Source organism: Gramella sp. AN32, from assembly GCF_023718305.1.
GTDB classification, from domain to species: Bacteria; Bacteroidota; Bacteroidia; order Flavobacteriales; family Flavobacteriaceae; genus Christiangramia; species Christiangramia antarctica.
Genome location: NZ_QEYO01000004.1, coordinates 215624 through 232064, shown reverse-complemented (window position 1 = coordinate 232064; position 16441 = coordinate 215624). Strand labels below are relative to the sequence as shown.

The 16441-nt window shown below is 36.8% G+C and carries 11 protein-coding genes; 10 read left to right on the top strand and 1 reads right to left on the bottom strand.

The genetic code is table 11. The annotated features are described in order from the left end of the window. Positions 1-2 precede the first annotated feature (2 nt). From DHD80_RS07020 to DHD80_RS07005, 4 genes are read left to right on the top strand one after another with little or no spacing between them, the layout of a single operon-like run. Positions 3-911, top strand: a complete 909-nt coding sequence (locus tag DHD80_RS07020) for a dihydrodipicolinate synthase family protein (protein ID WP_251740447.1) — start codon at positions 3-5, stop codon at positions 909-911. A 3-nt stretch (positions 912-914) separates the two neighbouring features. Continuing rightward, entirely contained in the window at positions 915-2672 is a 1758-nt protein-coding gene (locus DHD80_RS07015; RefSeq protein WP_251740446.1) for a sodium/solute symporter, read from the top strand. 8 nt (positions 2673-2680) lie between these two features. Beyond that, positions 2681-3859 carry a mandelate racemase/muconate lactonizing enzyme family protein gene (locus tag DHD80_RS07010; RefSeq protein ID WP_251740445.1) on the top strand — a complete coding sequence of 393 codons (1179 nt, stop codon included), beginning with the start codon at positions 2681-2683 and terminating at the stop codon, positions 3857-3859. A 35-nt stretch (positions 3860-3894) separates the two neighbouring features. Then, positions 3895-4779 carry an SMP-30/gluconolactonase/LRE family protein gene (locus DHD80_RS07005; protein WP_251740444.1) on the top strand — a complete coding sequence of 295 codons (885 nt, stop codon included), beginning with the start codon at positions 3895-3897 and terminating at the stop codon, positions 4777-4779. Here the strand turns inward: DHD80_RS07005 and DHD80_RS07000 are convergent. Further along, positions 4769-5653, bottom strand: coding sequence for an AraC family transcriptional regulator (locus DHD80_RS07000; RefSeq protein ID WP_251740443.1), 885 nt, complete (start codon positions 5651-5653; stop codon positions 4769-4771). The two genes, DHD80_RS07005 and DHD80_RS07000, sit on opposite strands and share 11 nt — an antisense overlap. 381 nt (positions 5654-6034) lie before the next feature. Between DHD80_RS07000 and DHD80_RS06995 the strand changes: the two genes are divergently transcribed. The 6 genes from DHD80_RS06995 to DHD80_RS06970 all read left to right on the top strand — a co-directional run bounded on the left by DHD80_RS06995 (position 6035) and on the right by DHD80_RS06970 (position 16432). Further along, positions 6035-7681, top strand: a complete 1647-nt coding sequence (locus DHD80_RS06995; protein ID WP_251740442.1) for a hypothetical protein — start codon at positions 6035-6037, stop codon at positions 7679-7681. Between the two features lie 566 nt (positions 7682-8247). Continuing rightward, a complete protein-coding gene (locus tag DHD80_RS06990) occupies positions 8248-8991 on the top strand; it encodes an SDR family NAD(P)-dependent oxidoreductase (RefSeq protein ID WP_251740441.1) in 744 nt (247 codons plus the stop codon). A 14-nt stretch (positions 8992-9005) separates the two neighbouring features. Continuing rightward, positions 9006-9854 carry a fumarylacetoacetate hydrolase family protein gene (locus DHD80_RS06985; protein WP_251740440.1) on the top strand — a complete coding sequence of 283 codons (849 nt, stop codon included), beginning with the start codon at positions 9006-9008 and terminating at the stop codon, positions 9852-9854. 10 nt (positions 9855-9864) lie between these two features. Further along, positions 9865-11505, top strand: a complete 1641-nt coding sequence (locus tag DHD80_RS06980; RefSeq protein ID WP_251740439.1) for a hypothetical protein — start codon at positions 9865-9867, stop codon at positions 11503-11505. Between the two features lie 441 nt (positions 11506-11946). Continuing rightward, positions 11947-13257 (top strand): sugar MFS transporter, encoded by a 1311-nt coding sequence (locus DHD80_RS06975; RefSeq protein ID WP_251740438.1) that lies wholly within the window; start codon positions 11947-11949, stop codon positions 13255-13257. A 124-nt stretch (positions 13258-13381) separates the two neighbouring features. After that, positions 13382-16432 carry a TonB-dependent receptor gene (locus DHD80_RS06970; RefSeq protein WP_251740437.1) on the top strand — a complete coding sequence of 1017 codons (3051 nt, stop codon included), beginning with the start codon at positions 13382-13384 and terminating at the stop codon, positions 16430-16432. Positions 16433-16441 lie beyond the last annotated feature (9 nt).

The following is a 16441-nucleotide window of genomic DNA, read 5'->3' as shown; positions in this document are numbered from 1 at the left end:
TTATGAGATCCCAACCCTACTTTCACGGTATTTATCCCATTCTGGCCACCTGTTTTAATAAAGATGAAAGCATTGATTATAAAAGTCAGGAAAAACTGATCAATTATTGTATTGACCAGGGAGCCCATGGTTTGGTAACGCTTGCGAATGCCTCGGAAGGTCATTTACTATCTGACGATGAAAAAATGGAATTATTAGCTTTTGTTATTGAGAAAGTTAAGAAAAGAATACCGGTGATCGTAACTGTTAATCATCCATCAGCTTATTGTGCTGTTAACATGTCTAGATATGCGGCCTCCAAGGGTGCCGATGCCGTTATGTGCATGCCCCCCTTCTTTGGTAGATGGAGAGCCGGACTTTCAGAGGTGGAAACTTATTTTGGAATGCTCAACTCAGCCCTGGAGATTCCCATTATTCTTCAAGATCATCAATTATCTGATATATCCCTGCCCGTTGATTTTCTGGCAAAACTTTCTCATAATCTTGACAATTTAAAATATATAAAACTGGAATCCGGTAATATTATCCACAAAGGTAGAGAATTACTAGCTCATCCTGATTCGGGATTAGATGGAGTTTTTGGTGGAAATAGCGGTGTTTTTCTGCCTGAGGAATATCAGGCCGGGTGTTGCGGTACCATGCCAGCTTGTTACATGCCGGAAATTTTCCGGAATACCTGGGATTTACTTGCAGATGATCACTATCAGGAAGCAGTGTCTTATTTTTCAGGTTTCTCACGCTTAACAGCTTATGAAAAAGATGTAGCGAACCATTGTCTTTGGAAGGAAATTCTTAAAGCCAAAGGTGTAATAGCCCATGCCACTATCAGAGGTCCTAAACCGGCTTTTTTTAATGATTGGTTCGTAAATCAATTATTCGCTGTAGCTAAGGGCGCAGGATTAAAAGTATAATTCATGAACCATATCTTGTTAAGTAGTATACCGGGAATACAAAGTTCAGCAGAAGCTGGGCTGGAATGGTTAGATTATATCATTTTTGGATTATATTTTGTTGTATTGACCGTCATAGGTTTATGGGTTGGAAGACATAAGAGCACCAATTCAGAAGATTATTTCCTTGCGGGAAAATCTTTACCATGGTATGCAGTAGGTGGTTCATTCATTGCTTCCAATATTTCTTCGGAACATTTTATTGGAATGGTAGGAGCTGCATTTACCTATGGTATTGTGGTAGCAACTAGTGAATGGCGAAACATCTGGACCTTTAGTTTATTAATTTGGTTTTTTATTCCTTTTCTGCTTGCTTCCGGAGCCTTTACCATACCGGAATTTTTGGAAAAGCGTTTTAATAATACACTTCGTCAATTTTTTGCCTTTGTGACCATTCTTTGCAATATCACTGCTTTTCTAGCTGCGGTCCTGTATGGCGGGGGATTGGCATTGCATGAATTATTTGGTTGGGGACTATCTTTTTCCATTATAATATTGGCAGTTGTCGCGGGATCATGGGCGATTTATGGCGGGTTTAGATCTGTAGTTTGGACCGATTTCTTTACGGTTATTGTTATGATTGCCGGAGGTATTATTGTTACTGTTCTAGGTTTGAAAATGTTAGCCGACGGAGGTTCGATTATAGAGGGTTTCCAGGTAATGATCGAAAGAAACAAAGCAGATTTTGGTTTGTGGAAAGAAGCTGTGGCTACACAACAAGAACATTTATTACCAAATCACAATTCTTATAATCGACTCTCTATTTTTCAACCAATTGACCATCCTACTCATCCTTGGCCTTTTATGATTGTAGGATTTCTTTCAGTGAGTATTTGGTACAACGTGCTGAATCAATTCATGATCCAGCGGGTACTTGGTGCGAAAAATATTTATCACGCACGTATGGGAATTGTATTTGCGGGTTATTTAAAAGTTCTAATGCCTGTTATTGTGGTATTGCCAGGGCTCATATTATTTGCTCAATATCCAGGAGATATGCTTATGGACTGGGAAATGGTAAAACCAAATGCCGATCAGGGTTATATTCGACTTATTCAGCAGTTGGTGCCAATCGGGTTACGTGGTCTTCTCCTGGCTGCACTTTTTGGAGCTATACAGTCAACCGTTAACTCAGTTCTTAATTCAACGGCTACGATTTTTACACTGGATATATACAAACGAGTGTTTTATCCTAAATCATCAGAATCTAGACTGGTGAGGGTAGGAGTGATCTCATCTGTTATAATTTTATTAATATCGATTGGACTGGCACTGGTCATTCAGTTTTTAGAGGGAGTAAGTCTGTTTGTATATATTCAAACATTATTCACATATTTTGCCCCTCCTTTTTCTGCTATTTTCTTATTAGGAATTCTCTGGAAACGTATTAATGCTTTTGGAGCTACCGTTGCCGTTTTTTCTGGCTTCGCGGTAAGACTTATTTTAGGTTTTGTAGAGATTCCATTTGAATGGTTAACTGCTTATGAAATGCAGGCCATTTTCACCTGGGGGTTTAGTGCGATTGTCTGTGTTATTTTCAGTTTGTTATCGGCACCGCCTCCAAGCGAAAAGATTCAGGCCGATTTGGTTCTGAATTTTAAAAAATTAAACTTAAAAGCAGTTGTAGCCAAAAAATGGTATAAAACTGTTTTTTTCTGGTGGGGATTGTATGTTGTTCTCCTACTAACCTTATTTGTCATTTTTAGTGGTTCTATTATTTAATACTTGTTATGAAAATCCAATCGGTAGAAGTTTTTGTTTATAAATACGATCATCATTACCAGGTTGGAGGCCACAGGGGTACCCCCAATCGTATAAGCGGAACCGATTATTATCTTGAACCTCAATGGCGACATGCCTATAGTCGGCTGACTGAATCCTGTTTAATAAAGATCACTACCGATACCGGGTTGATAGGTTGGGGGGAGGGTCAGGCACCTATAGTTCCAGAAGTTCCTGCATCGCTCATTCATAAACTTTTTGGCCCTGCAATTCTGGGTATGGATCCCCGAGATCCGGGAGCAGTTTATGATAAATTGTACCACCTAAATTTCGTACGGGGCCATACCACTTCATACACTATTGATGCCATGGCAGCTATAGATATCGCCCTATGGGATCTCAAAGGTAAAGCTGAAGGTCTTCCCGTAGGTGAATTATTTAGAAGAAATTGTTTACAGCAATTCCCTTTATATGTTTCTGGTTTACGCCGTAAAACTCTTGAAGAACGTCTTGATCTTGCCCAGGACATTCTTGAACAGGGATTTCGGGGAATCAAAATTTTTAAAGGAGTTTCCGTTGCCTCGGTAATTGATGAATGTGAGCAGTTACAAAAAGTACTTTGTGAAAATGCCGGATTAGCTTTTGACGCTATATGCCGTTATTCCAATCAGGAAGCTTTAGAACTTGGCGAAGCTTTTGACCGTATGCAATTGATGTGGTTTGAATCACCATTAGAACCTGAAGATATTAAAGGACATTCGGAACTGGTCAAATCTATTAGGACACCAGTGGCGATAGGGGAACCATTAAGAACGGTACGGCAGTTTGAACCCTGGATGCAGGAAAAGGGAATGGGCATTGCACAACCTGATATTGTAAGATGCGGTATTACAGGGGGGCATCGAATTATTTCCTTGGCTAAACAATATAATATGGATATTACTTTTCATATAGGTGTGTGTACTTCTATCGGGGTAGCGGCTTCTTGGCACATGGCATCCCAAATGATAAATCCTATGATTCAGGAACATCAGTTGGAATTATTTTACACGGCAAATAAAATTCTTCAGGAGCCTTTAAAAGTTTACAAAGGGAATGCTGTTCTTCCATTGGGAAATGGGCTTGGTATACAGGTTGATGAAAAATTTGTTCGATCGCACAGCACGGACATATTTAAAATTCAGTAGCACCAAATTCGGTTTTCCGGAATTTTCATAGAGCTATGATTAAAATTTTAAAAAATACTTTGGTAGAGGCTTCTTGTTTATTGGGAGAGTCTCCCGTATGGGACTCATACGCACATTGTTTATACTGGATTGATATTACTTCCGGCCAGCTTCATAGATTTTATATAAAAAACCGAAAGCATGAAGTCCTTAATTTTAAAAGAGTGGTTTGTGCCATTGCCCGTTGTTCTACAGGTCAAATCCTTATCGCATTCAAGCGGAAAATCGCAATTTTAAATGATTTTCATATCGATAGTCTTAGGTCTAAAACTACACTGTTATCTGAAAGAGGGATTCGTTTTAACGATGGCCAGATAGATCCAAATGGTCGATTATGGATTGGTAGTATGAGCGAACTGGGGTTGAAAAATCAAGGTGTGCTAATGAAGGTAGATTCTAAGTTTAAAGCTACCGTGGCATTAGATGGGCTGGGAGTTTCAAATGGTATGTGTTGGAGTCGGGATAAATCAACATTTTATCATATCGATACGTATCAACAACAGGTAAAAGCTTATGATTATTCGGAAGGTTCAGCATCAATAGGTAATCCCCGGGTAATTGCTCATATTCCAAAAGCCTGGGGAAAACCTGATGGAATGACCATTGATATACAGGGTAAATTATGGATTGCCTTATGGGGTGGAGGTGCAGTCTCGCGATGGGATCCGGCAACAGGTATCTGCATAGGAAAGATTGATCTTCCTGTTTCCCAGGTGACATCCTGTGTTTTTGGCGGGGACAATCTATCTGATCTTTATATTACTTCAGCCCGCATAGGCCTCGGAGGAAAAAAAAGATTGGAAGAACCACTGGCCGGTTCGGTTTTTAAAATTTCAATACCTGGCGTACGGGGACTTCCCGCAAATAATTTTAAACTGTAGAAGAAACCAGTTGAAACTTTTTCTGATAATCTTTCGGGATATATCCAGTCACTTTTTTAAAATGTCTGTAAAAATTGGAAAGGTTGTCAAAACCACATAAAAATCCTACTTGTGTAATATTCTCTTCTCCCTGAATAATCAACTGACAGGCCTGACTGATTCTAATCTCTGTTACATATTGAGAAAAGGTGACCTGAGTATGTTTTTTAAAATACCGCGAAAAAGCCGCATCACTCATGTTGACTAATGATGCTGCTTCAGATATATATATTTTGTGCTGATAGTTTTTCATGATAAATTCCAGGATCTGATTGATGCGGGACGTATCCTTGTTGTCCTTGGTATTGAGATTAAATGTTGTGGTAAGTAAAGCCTCAATTTCCTCACTTTCGGAAAGATCTATTAAAATTGTTAGCAGGCTGAGCATTCTTCTGGAAGGGGATTGATTTTCCATTTTTTTTAACAGTCGAACAATCCTGGTCTTAGTGTCCCCATGGATTTCCAGTGCGAAAGCAGCTTTCCTACACAATTTTTGGACACTGGTCATTTCCGGAAGATTAATGAAATTCTCCCCTAGAAAATCTTCGGTAAAATGAAGAAACACCGAAGTGGCATCTTTCTCATTATCTTCCAGATAATACTCCTCAAAATTTTTAAACATATGTGGGATATTGGGGCCAATTAGAAAAAGGTCCCCATCATTGAAAAGTTTCACTTTGTCACCAATAAGTTGCGTTCCCGAACTTTTATCAATTAATACCAGTTCATACTCTTCATGAAAATGCCATGGTTTATCAAAAAAGTTGCAATTCCATTTATTAAAAAGAAAAGAACTTCCCTGATCCAGAGGTAATTTATGTAAGCAGGCTTTCATTGTCATAATTGTGGATGATCTAAAGATCTAAGGGAAGGTACAAAATTGGTTTTAAAATTTTTATTTTGATATTTTTTGAATTTGTCATTTTCATCAAATTAAAGGAATGTTATTTTCCTTATAATTACAGTTTTATCAAAAAAGTATAATGATTCAATTGCTTAGTAGATATTAAAACCTCCGCTTCCCCTTAAATTTGAAAATGATTGTCAAGTTTCTGGATAAGGTTAATATTTTAGCTTTAAGTAATTGATTTGATTATGTTAATAAACATCCAGTATTAAAAGAATTATCTCGATAATGCATATTTCTAAGAAGTGCACTAATATCGTCGAAATGGCTTCAGTTAACTGTAAATATTCATTTAAAAATATGCATTGGATGATTAACAATAAATTACTTGTCTTTTTATTGCTGATTATATGTGTCTTTATTATGTCCTGTAATTCTCTTCCTAATAGGGAGGAAGTCTCTTTACAGGAAATTGCCCTAAAAGAATCTACAATACCTGTTCATCCAGGAACACCCGGAAAGTCTCCTTTTTGGAATGGATATGCCAAAAGATTTATATATGCTCCTTCTTTCAATTTTGACAAAATTGAAGGTGCGGGCTATTACCTGTATGAATTGGAATCGGAAGTAAATTCCAAAAAGTATTCTTTTAAAAATGCCACGCCACATGCTACGCTCAGTCCAATCTGGACATCAATCCCCGTGGGTTTTTTTAATATTAAGGTAAAAGGCTTTACTCCTGGCGGGAATAATCTTGGTTTAGCTGGGTCTGGAAGATATTATCATGCGGCGCCATTTGCGGGAGTTTATCACAAACCTGTATTGCCATATGATAAAAGTGCCGAGAAAGCTTTAGAAAAACTTATGGAAAAAGAGTATGTTGAGTATTGGATTACCCATCAAAAACCTGATCCAAATTACCTGTATTATAGATATCCAACTAAAATGTTTGGGGCTCTTATTGTGGGAGCTGTAACCTATGCCAGATTAAAACCCAACACGGCGGAGGCCGAAAAGGCTAGAGAATTAGCTGTTATTGTGGCTGACCATTTAATTAAAATTAGTAATCCGGAAGGTAGTCCTCTTGAATATTTTCCCCCTACCTATCATGGCTATGAAGGATATGATGCTCAATTCAATAAAAGTTCGGAGAATCATATGAACTATGACAATACCATGATTCCTTATGCTGCGGATGCCGGGAATGCCTATTTGGACCTTTATGATTATACTAAAGAAGATAAATATTTTGAAGCTGCCATTAAAATTGCTCATACCTTTAAGAAAACGCAATTGGAAAATGGAAGTTGGTATTTGTATGTTAATAAAAAAACGGGTAAACCTACTGCCCCGAATATTGCCATACCAACATCCATGATTAAATATTTTAACCGGCTAAGCCAGGATTACGACGTAAAAGATTTAAATGGCGCTACTCAAGAGGCTCTTAAATGGGTCATGGCAAATCCCGTAAATACCTTTAATTGGCAAGGTCAGTTCGAGGATGTTAAAGCTAGCAAGCCATATCAAAATCAAAGTAGGGAACAAGCCTGTGAATTGGCCATTTATCTTTTTAAGAACCATACAAATATTTCCCTGGCAGAAGAACTAGTGCGATTTGCAGAAGATCAGTTTGTTATCTGGGAACAACCAATGGATATTGAAATTGAGCTAATGGAACAAAATTCCTCCAAATTGGGATACCAGTCAAAAAACTGGATAACCCCCTGTGTTCAGGAACAATATGAATGGTGGATGCCGGTTTCAAGAAGTGCCGGTATAATGATCGACACTTATTGGGAGGCCTATAATGAGACCGGCAAGGAGATTTATCTTGCTAAGGCCAAATCCATTGCAAATTCATTTACGGTGGTACAGGAAATACATCAGGGCGAGTATCCTACTTATTTTACCAAATATGATATGGGTTTTTGGCTTAATAATACCATTTATCCCGCTAAAGTGATGATGGACTTTAATGATCATCTGGGGAATCTTAAAAATTTAGATCGTTAATAAGGGAGATACATTTTCGAGATGGATATAGAGAAATGAATTCTCCTCTGTCTTTCGATAAATACCTTTAATATCAGAAAAATCAAGATTTCAAACTTTGGATAATTTAAATTATCAAACATTAAAACTATTTCTTTTTACTATTGTCTGGTTAAAGACGCAAGACCGCCCCGCTTCACAGGGCTACCAGAATCAAGAAACAAGACACAATTGTAATCAACTGTATTTTAGATATTTCCATAGTTGCTATATTTCGATAAAGCTTTTTTTGTCGGATGTACCCAAAACAAGAACATAATCTTTAAAATGTCCTTAATATCTATTACCCAAAGGGTTAGCTGCGATTGGAATAATCTTTACCGGACACCACTGATTTCTTTCTTACAAATTACTAGACTATCCCTCTTCTTCTATTTTTTGGGATCTCAAAAATTTTCAAAAACATGGTAATGTCATAAAAGTATAAAGATTCAATTATTTAGTAGAGTTTTAACATGGCCTAATCTCCTATATTTGATTTAATCTAATGGTAATAACCAGGAGATGCCTTTTAAAGTTAAATATTTATGGAAAAATTTTCTGGACAGGTTGCTGTTATTACAGGAGCAGCATCAGGCATTGGGTTAGGAATTTCAAAAAAATTATTGGAATCTGGAGCTAAAATCGCTTTATTAGATATTGATCAGGAAGGATTGGAAGAGGCATTTAAAGATTTTAAAAACTCTGTAATGTTATATTCTGTTAACATTACTCATTCTAGAGCGGTTGAAGGGGTTTTAAATAATATACTGGATGAATGGGGGCAAATTGATATCCTTATTAATTGCGCAGGCATGACGGGTATTACCAATACTCAAAGTCATCTGGTGGATGAAGAAAATCTTCGTGAAGTTTTTGAACTTAATTTTATGGGGGCATTTATGATGACGAAATTAGTGATCCCTCATATGTTGGATCGTAATTATGGTAGAATCCTGCATCTAGCGTCAATCGCCGGGAAAGAAGGCAATGCGGGTATGCTGGCTTATTCCGCTTCCAAGGCGGCGGTTATTGGTATGACCAAGGTACAGGGGAAGGAATATGCTGAGACGGGTATTACCGTAAATGCACTGGCTCCTGCTGTGATAAAAACTCCGCTAGTTGAAGCTATGCCTGATGAGCAGGTTACCTATATGACTGAAAAAATCCCTATGAAACGATGTGGAACACTGGCTGAAGTAGCAGATACGGCACTTTATATTGTTTCACGCAGAAACAGTTTTACTACGGGATTTACCTTTGATCTATCTGGTGGGAGGGCCACATATTAAAATAAATTGAGAGCATGAAAATCCTATATTATAAAAAAGACAAATTTTACCTACCAGGTATTCATACCGATCAGGGAATTATAGAAATTCCTGCGAGTGATGAAGATAAATTACGTTATGCTACATCGGCATTGACTAATGATGATGTGGCACATTTCAAAAGTTTGATAGAAAAGAAAGATGGTCTTACTTTCCTTCGTGAGGAAGAATTGAAAATTGGGCCTTGTGTAAAAAAGCCTTCGAAAATTATCTGTGTTGGTCTTAACTACCAGCGTCATGCTCAGGAAAGCAATATGGAACCCCCAAAATTTCCTGTGTTATTCAACAAGTTTAACAATACACTTGTGAACTATAGCGGCGATGTAACCTTGGGACAGGAAGGACGGGAGTTTGATTATGAAGTTGAACTGGGAGTGGTTATTGGAAAAATCTGTAAAAATGTATCTGTCGAATCAGCTTTAGAATATGTTCTGGGATATTGTACTGCCAATGATTTATCCTGTAGGGATCTGCAATTCAAAACCCCGCAATGGTTGCTCGGCAAAAGTCTTGACAAATTTTTACCTCTCGGAAAATATCTAGTTACCAGTAATGAAATAACCGATTGTCAAAACCTCTCGCTTCGTTGTTATTTAAATGGAGAACTTCGTCAGGACTCCAATACAGCAGATATGATATTTTCAGTTGCAGAAATAATCTCTTTCATCTCCAGGCATATGACCCTGGAACCCGGAGACCTGATCCTTACCGGTACACCTGAAGGAGTGATTATGGGAATGGCTGAGAAAATATGGCTTCGTCCAGGAGATGTGGTAAAAGTGGAAATTGAACAATTAGGAGCAACCATAAATAAAATGGTTTAAATAATAGATTATGAGAACAGTACTAAAGATAAGTACATTTTTACTCTTTTTATTGGGTATCTCTTGTCAGGAAAAGGCAGATAACTCTCCATCTAGGGATTCTGATAAAGATTATAAGAAAATATCCTGGAAAGCCTCGGTTGAACCGATACACCCAGGAATTCCAGACAGTATTCCCTTCTGGAATAAGTTCTCCAAAAGATTTATTTATGCACCTGCATTTGATTTTGAAGGAGTAGATCTGGCAGCGAGCTATCGTTATGAGCTAGTTTCATTATGCGATTCTCAACGATGGAATTTTGAATCTGACCATCCTTATGATGCATTATCCCCTGTTTGGGAAGATTTGCCAGTTGGGAGTTATCAGCTAAAAGTGTCGGGAATATCCGATACTGGAAAAGTATTGAAAGAAGCTGGAACTCGTGAATTTTACAGAGCTGCTCCGTTTGATGGAATTTACCATAAACCGGTCATTCCCTATGATAGCAGTGCAACCCTTGCTTTAAAAAAATTATTAGATAGAGACTTTGTTCAATATTGGATTGAAAACAAACAACCAGATCCTGATTATGGCTGGTACAGATATCCCTCCAAAATTTACAGCGCATTAATTATTGGAGCGGTCACCCAGGCACGTCTCACTAATGATACCCCCGAAGAAGAGGAGGCAACACAATTGGCAATTACAGTTGCGGATAGCTTAATAGCATTAAGCTTTCCAAAAGGTGCACCGTTAGAGTATTTTCCACCCACCTACCATGGATACCCTCAATACTTTAATAATCAAGATTCACATATGGGATATGATCGCAGTATGATTATTCAGGGAGCTGATGCGGGGCACGCTTATTTAGATCTTTATGATCTTACAAATAATACAAAGTATCTTGATGTAGCCAAGCGTATAGCCGACACATATCTTAAAACACAAATGGATAATGGAAGCTGGTACTTATATATCAACAATAAGACAGGCAAGAATTTAGATCCTAATGTAGCAATTCCAACGGCCATGATTAATTATTTCGACCGATTAAGCACCGATTACCAGGTAAGTGGTTTAGAGGAGGCTACTAAGAAAGCTTTTCAATATATCATGGAAAACCCGGTTAAAACTTATAATTGGCAGGGACAGTTTGAAGATATTTCCGCAAGACAGGAATTTGAGAATCAAAGCAGGGAACAGGCCTGTGACCTTGCTATATATTTATTACGTAATGATGCTGAAAATAAAGAGAGTCTGCAATTGGCAGAAAATTTAATTCGTTTTGCTGAGGATCAGTTTGTAATCTGGGAACGGCCGAAACCCATTACGGATTCTGAGCATAGGCCTGGCTATTATCCACAAAATTGGATCACCCCAAGTGTACAGGAACAATATGCCTTTTGGCGACCAATTAGTCGTGCTGCAGGAATAATGATTGATACTTATTGGGAAGCTTATAAAGTCACCGGAAAAGACATTTATTTGGCAAAGGCTAAGTCAATTGCCAATACTTTTACGGTGGTACAACAATATCATGACGGTAATTTTGTTACTCATTTTACAAAATACAAGATGAATTTCTGGTTGAACAATGCGGTTTACCCTGCAAAAGTTCTCATGAATTTTCAGAAAAATATAGCGACTCTGGAGAGTTCGAAGAAGTAGAGTTTGATTTGATTTGTAAAGGCGAGCAGGTCAGTTAGCCGTAGAATTCTTCCTTTCAATGAAAGGGAGAATTTCTATTTTACAAGGATCTTGTATTAGGAGTTTGGGTAAGTTTTCTTTTTCTTGATTGAATTTGAAATAATCAATGAAACGTATATGGAGTACTTTAGTTAAATAATGGATCAACAATCCTATGGGTCCAGATAATCCCGAATAACAGATATTCTTTTTTCCAATCTGAAGATAAAAATTTCCTTACTAAATCATATCATTTCTCCGGGAAGTTATTTCCAATACTATACAATAGGTAAATATTTTTTTCAAGGTTTTATGTTTGCTATAGTAATAAAAATAAAATATATTTAAATCAAACTACATTAATTAAAAAAATAGTTAAATTGCTTTTAAATAAATCAAAAAATTATTTAAATATATTTAATTATGAAATATGAAAACTCGAATTCTATACCTGTAAAAGCTGAAAGGAAAAGTACTTTTCGTTCAATAATGATTATAGGTATTCTCTTCTTTATTTTTGGTTTTATAACCTGGCTCAATTCAGTATTAGTTCCATATCTCAAAATCGCATGTGAGCTTAATAATTTTCAATCTTATTTTGTTGTTACCTCTTTTTATATTTCATATTTAGTCATGGCCCTGCCATCAGCCTGGATTTTAAAAATTACAGGTTTAAAAAAGGGGATGTCTCTTGGGTTATTAATTATGGCAATTGGTGCATTTATATTTATTCCTGCTGCCTATACACGAACCTATGAGGTATTCCTTTTAGGATTGTTTATCCTAGGTACAGGGCTGGCAGTTCTTCAAACTGCTGCAAATCCGTATATAACAATCCTTGGGCCTATAGAAAGCGCAGCTAAACGCATTAGCATCATGGGAATTTGTAATAAAGTAGCAGGTGCGCTGGCACCAATTGTATTAGGAGCGATACTTTTGGATAATATGGATGGGGTAATTAATGAAATAAGTAATATGAATTTGGAAGCAAAGGAAAAAAGCTTGGACATGTTATCTCAACGTGTAGTGCTGCCATATCTTATTATGATGGGGGTGTTGATATTTCTTTCAATTATGATTTACTTTTCTCCATTGCCAGATGTAGATACAGATACGGAAAAGGAAACTGGAGTAAAACAAACCATAGGGAAGAAAAATATTTTTCAGTTTCCACAATTACTATTAGGAGCATTAGCAATGTTTTTATATGTAGGAGTAGAAGTTATTGCGGGCGATACAGTTATCAGTTATGCGCTTTCTTTGGGCATTGATTCTGGCACTGCTAAGTTATTTACTACCTATACTTTAGTTGCAATGATTGTAGGTTATTTAATAGGTATTGTAATAATACCCAAATACATCTCCCAAGAAAAAGCTCTAAGTACCTCGGCAGTTGTTGGGATAGTTTTTAGTTCGTGTGCAATTTTTACAGAAGGGTTCATTTCTGTTTTATTTATATCTCTTCTTGGTTTGGCTAACGCTCTTGTATTTCCAGCAATATGGCCATTAGCTATTAATGGATTAGGAAAGTTTACTAAAATAGGTTCCTCATTTTTAATTATGGCTCTGGCTGGAGGTGCTATCATCCCTTTAGGGTATGGTTATTTGGCCGATTTATTTAACGCTAAGACTGCTTACTGGATTGTCATTCCTTGTTATTTGTTTCTTGGATATTATTCTATTAAAGGATATAAAATAAGATTTAGTTCTAATGATAAAAATAAACACCATTAATCAATAAAATAGGTGGATAAATATGTATTAACTAAAAAAATTAATTAATGTGCTAACATTATTTAATAATATTTTATATATTAGCTTCATTAGTCTCTTTAAATTGGATTTAATCTTTATAATTATGAAAAAAACTATTCAATTATTACTATTACTTTCTATATTTTGTGCAAATGGAAAAACCTTTGCTCAAGAAACGGTTATTTCAGGAGTTGTAGTTGATAAAACAGGAGTGCCTCTTCCTGGAGTATCCGTATATTTAAAAGGAACTTCAACGGGTGTGATGACTGATTTTGAAGGTAGTTTTAATTTAACTGTTTCAGACAGAAACTTAGTAGAAGGTGACTCTATAATGGTTTTTTCCTTTATAGGATTTGAGCAACAGGAAATCCTTTTTAGCGGCCAGAATTTTATTGAAGTGACGCTTGTTGACGACGTACAAAGTTTAGATGAGGTAATGGTTGTAGGGTATGGAACTCAGAAAAAGGCAAATCTAACCGGAGCCGTGAGCCAAATAGAAGCTGAGGCAATAGAAGACAGGCCAGTAACAAATATTTCTAATGCTATTCAAGGATTATTGCCCGGAGTAACCATTACAGGTGCCTCAGGGGTGCCTGGGAATAATGGAGGAACAATTCGAGTTAGAGGAATTGGAACTTGGGGTAATGCATCACCTTTGGTCGTAATCGATGGAATTCCAGGAGGAAATTTAGATATACTTAATCCAAATGATATAGAAAGTATTTCAGTATTAAAAGATGCAGCCTCCTCTTCTATTTATGGGGTACGTGGGGCAAATGGGGTAATATTAGTAACTACCAAAAAAGGTAGTGGTGAAACAACTTTTTCATATAGTGGCTATTATGGAATACAAAAACCTACTGCCCTACCCAATTTTGTAGATTCCGCTACCTATATGGAGTTATTAAATGAATCCATGATTAATGCAGGAAGAAACCCTACTTACACTTCGGAAGATATTGAAATTGCCAGAAGTGGTAGCGATCCTAATTATTTTGCAAATACTGACTGGATTGAAGAAATATATAAGGACTATGCTCCTCAACAAAATCATAATATTAGTATAAATGGTGGCAAAGAAACTTTTAATTACTATTTATCTTATGGTTTGTTAAAGGAAGGCGGTCTTATAACGGGCGATAACTTTAAAGCAAATCGTCATAATATAAGAGTAAAGTTAAATACCACCCTGATGGATAAACTGGATATAGATGGTAATCTTGGTTATATAGAACGGGATTATGCAGGTTCATCAGGTGGGACGAGTGTTATTTCAGCCGCACATTCTATTTTACCTTTAGTGCCTGTCAGATTTACAACTGGGGGATGGGGGTACTTAGGTGGTCAGCGTAACCCTGTGGCTATTGCGACAGATGGGGGTAGTAATGATTTCGCTTCTCAAGAATTAACTGGAAATGTGAGTGCTACTTTAAGGCTTTTTGATGGATTTAGCCTGAAAGGTCAATATGGTATTATACGTTCCAATTCAAAAAGAACAATCTTTTCCAGAACTGTAAATTATTATAGCCCGGAGGACGGATCCTTAATTTACAGAAATAATTACCCAAATAAAATTGATACCCGGGATTATACTTCAATTTATCAAACAATTATTGCGACCGCACAATACCAAAAAATTTTTAATGAAGTCCACGATACTAATTTCCTATTAGGAGCTTCTCAGGAAGAAACTATTGGAGATAATTTTGCAGCTACTAGAACAAATCTCGCTTCTCAGGAGATTGGTCATATCAATCTGGGAACAGAAGATCAATTGAATAGTGGTAGCGCATATCAAAATGCTCTTCAGTCTCTATTTGGAAGGGTGAATTATGCTTTCAATAATAAGTATCTAGCTGAAGCGAATTTTAGGTATGATGGTTCCACCCGATTCGCCAAGGATGTACGTTGGGAATTATTTTCTTCAGCATCATTGGGGTGGATATTTACCAATGAAAAGTTTTTTGAAGGTATAAATGATATTTTAGAATTTGGAAAAATAAGAGCCTCTTACGGTACTCAGGGAAATGATCAAATTGGGGACTGGGCTTATTTAGATATTTTAGGACCTGTGGGTACCATGCCGATAGGTTATGAAAATACGATAGGTTATAGGCAAGTTGTAGTAGCAAATGAAATATTAACCTGGGAATCTGCAATAAAAAAGAATTTAGGTCTGGATTTAGCTTTCTTCAATAATAGATTACAACTTACTGCTGATTATTTTATTAATGAAACGGAGAATATACTTCTTACACTTCCTTTACCGGATGTGTTCGGTGCACCGTATCCTGTTCAGAATGCTGGAAAAATTGAGAATAAAGGTTGGGAATTTCAGGTCAACTGGAATGATAACCTGGGTGATTTAAGCTATGGTGCTAATTTCAATATTTCAGATGTACGAAATAGAGTTGTTGATCTTGGAGGGACGGATCCGACGGTTGGGGATCGAATCAGGATGGTTGGAGAACCTCTGGATGCTTTTTACGGTCTAGTTGCAGATCGCTTAGCACAAGAAAATGATTTTTCTTTTAATCCTAACAACTCAAGCTTTGAGGCAGATTTTCCACATATATCCAGTGATCCTGTAGCCCCAGGAGATATTATTTATAAAGATATTAATGGAGACGGTGAAATAACACTTGAAGGGGATCGTAAGGTTATTGGTAGTCATATTCCAAGATACACTTATGGATTTCGGGGAGATTTAGGATTTAAAGGATTTGATTTCCAATTTTTTCTTCAGGGAGTTGGTAAAGTAAATGGTTATTTGTACGGTTCTGCAAGGCATGCTTTAATTTCTGAAAGCAGTTTTCCGCAAGAAGTTCACCTGGACAGATGGACACCAGAAAATACGGATGCTAGTTATCCGCGTTTATCATACCAACAAACGTATAACCAAAGATTGTCAACTTATTGGCTAGAGGATGCATCGTATTTACGATTGAAGAACGTGCAGATAGGATATACCCTGCCATCTCCTTTAACTAAAAAATTAAGAATAAATAAATTAAGATTTTATGCCTCTGGTGATAATTTATGGACGAAAACTAATTTCTTTTATGGGTATGATCCAGAATCTCCGGTAAGTGATGGTGATTTTTACCCGCAGGTGAAAACCCTGGTTTTTGGAATGAATGTCAACTTTAATTAAAAATATATT

Bases quoted from the DNA above. Each gene is read 5' to 3' on its own strand.
- DHD80_RS07020 (WP_251740447.1), top strand. From the start codon at position 3: ATGAGATCCCAACCCTACTTTCACGGTATTTATCCCATTCTGGCCACC.
- DHD80_RS07015 (WP_251740446.1), top strand. From the start codon at position 915: ATGAACCATATCTTGTTAAGTAGTATACCGGGAATACAAAGTTCAGCA.
- DHD80_RS07010 (WP_251740445.1), top strand. From the start codon at position 2,681: ATGAAAATCCAATCGGTAGAAGTTTTTGTTTATAAATACGATCATCAT.
- DHD80_RS07005 (WP_251740444.1), top strand. From the start codon at position 3,895: ATGATTAAAATTTTAAAAAATACTTTGGTAGAGGCTTCTTGTTTATTG.
- DHD80_RS07000 (WP_251740443.1), bottom strand. From the start codon at position 5,653: ATGAAAGCCTGCTTACATAAATTACCTCTGGATCAGGGAAGTTCTTTT.
- DHD80_RS06995 (WP_251740442.1), top strand. From the start codon at position 6,035: ATGATTAACAATAAATTACTTGTCTTTTTATTGCTGATTATATGTGTC.
- DHD80_RS06990 (WP_251740441.1), top strand. From the start codon at position 8,248: ATGGAAAAATTTTCTGGACAGGTTGCTGTTATTACAGGAGCAGCATCA.
- DHD80_RS06985 (WP_251740440.1), top strand. From the start codon at position 9,006: ATGAAAATCCTATATTATAAAAAAGACAAATTTTACCTACCAGGTATT.
- DHD80_RS06980 (WP_251740439.1), top strand. From the start codon at position 9,865: ATGAGAACAGTACTAAAGATAAGTACATTTTTACTCTTTTTATTGGGT.
- DHD80_RS06975 (WP_251740438.1), top strand. From the start codon at position 11,947: ATGAAATATGAAAACTCGAATTCTATACCTGTAAAAGCTGAAAGGAAA.
- DHD80_RS06970 (WP_251740437.1), top strand. From the start codon at position 13,382: ATGAAAAAAACTATTCAATTATTACTATTACTTTCTATATTTTGTGCA.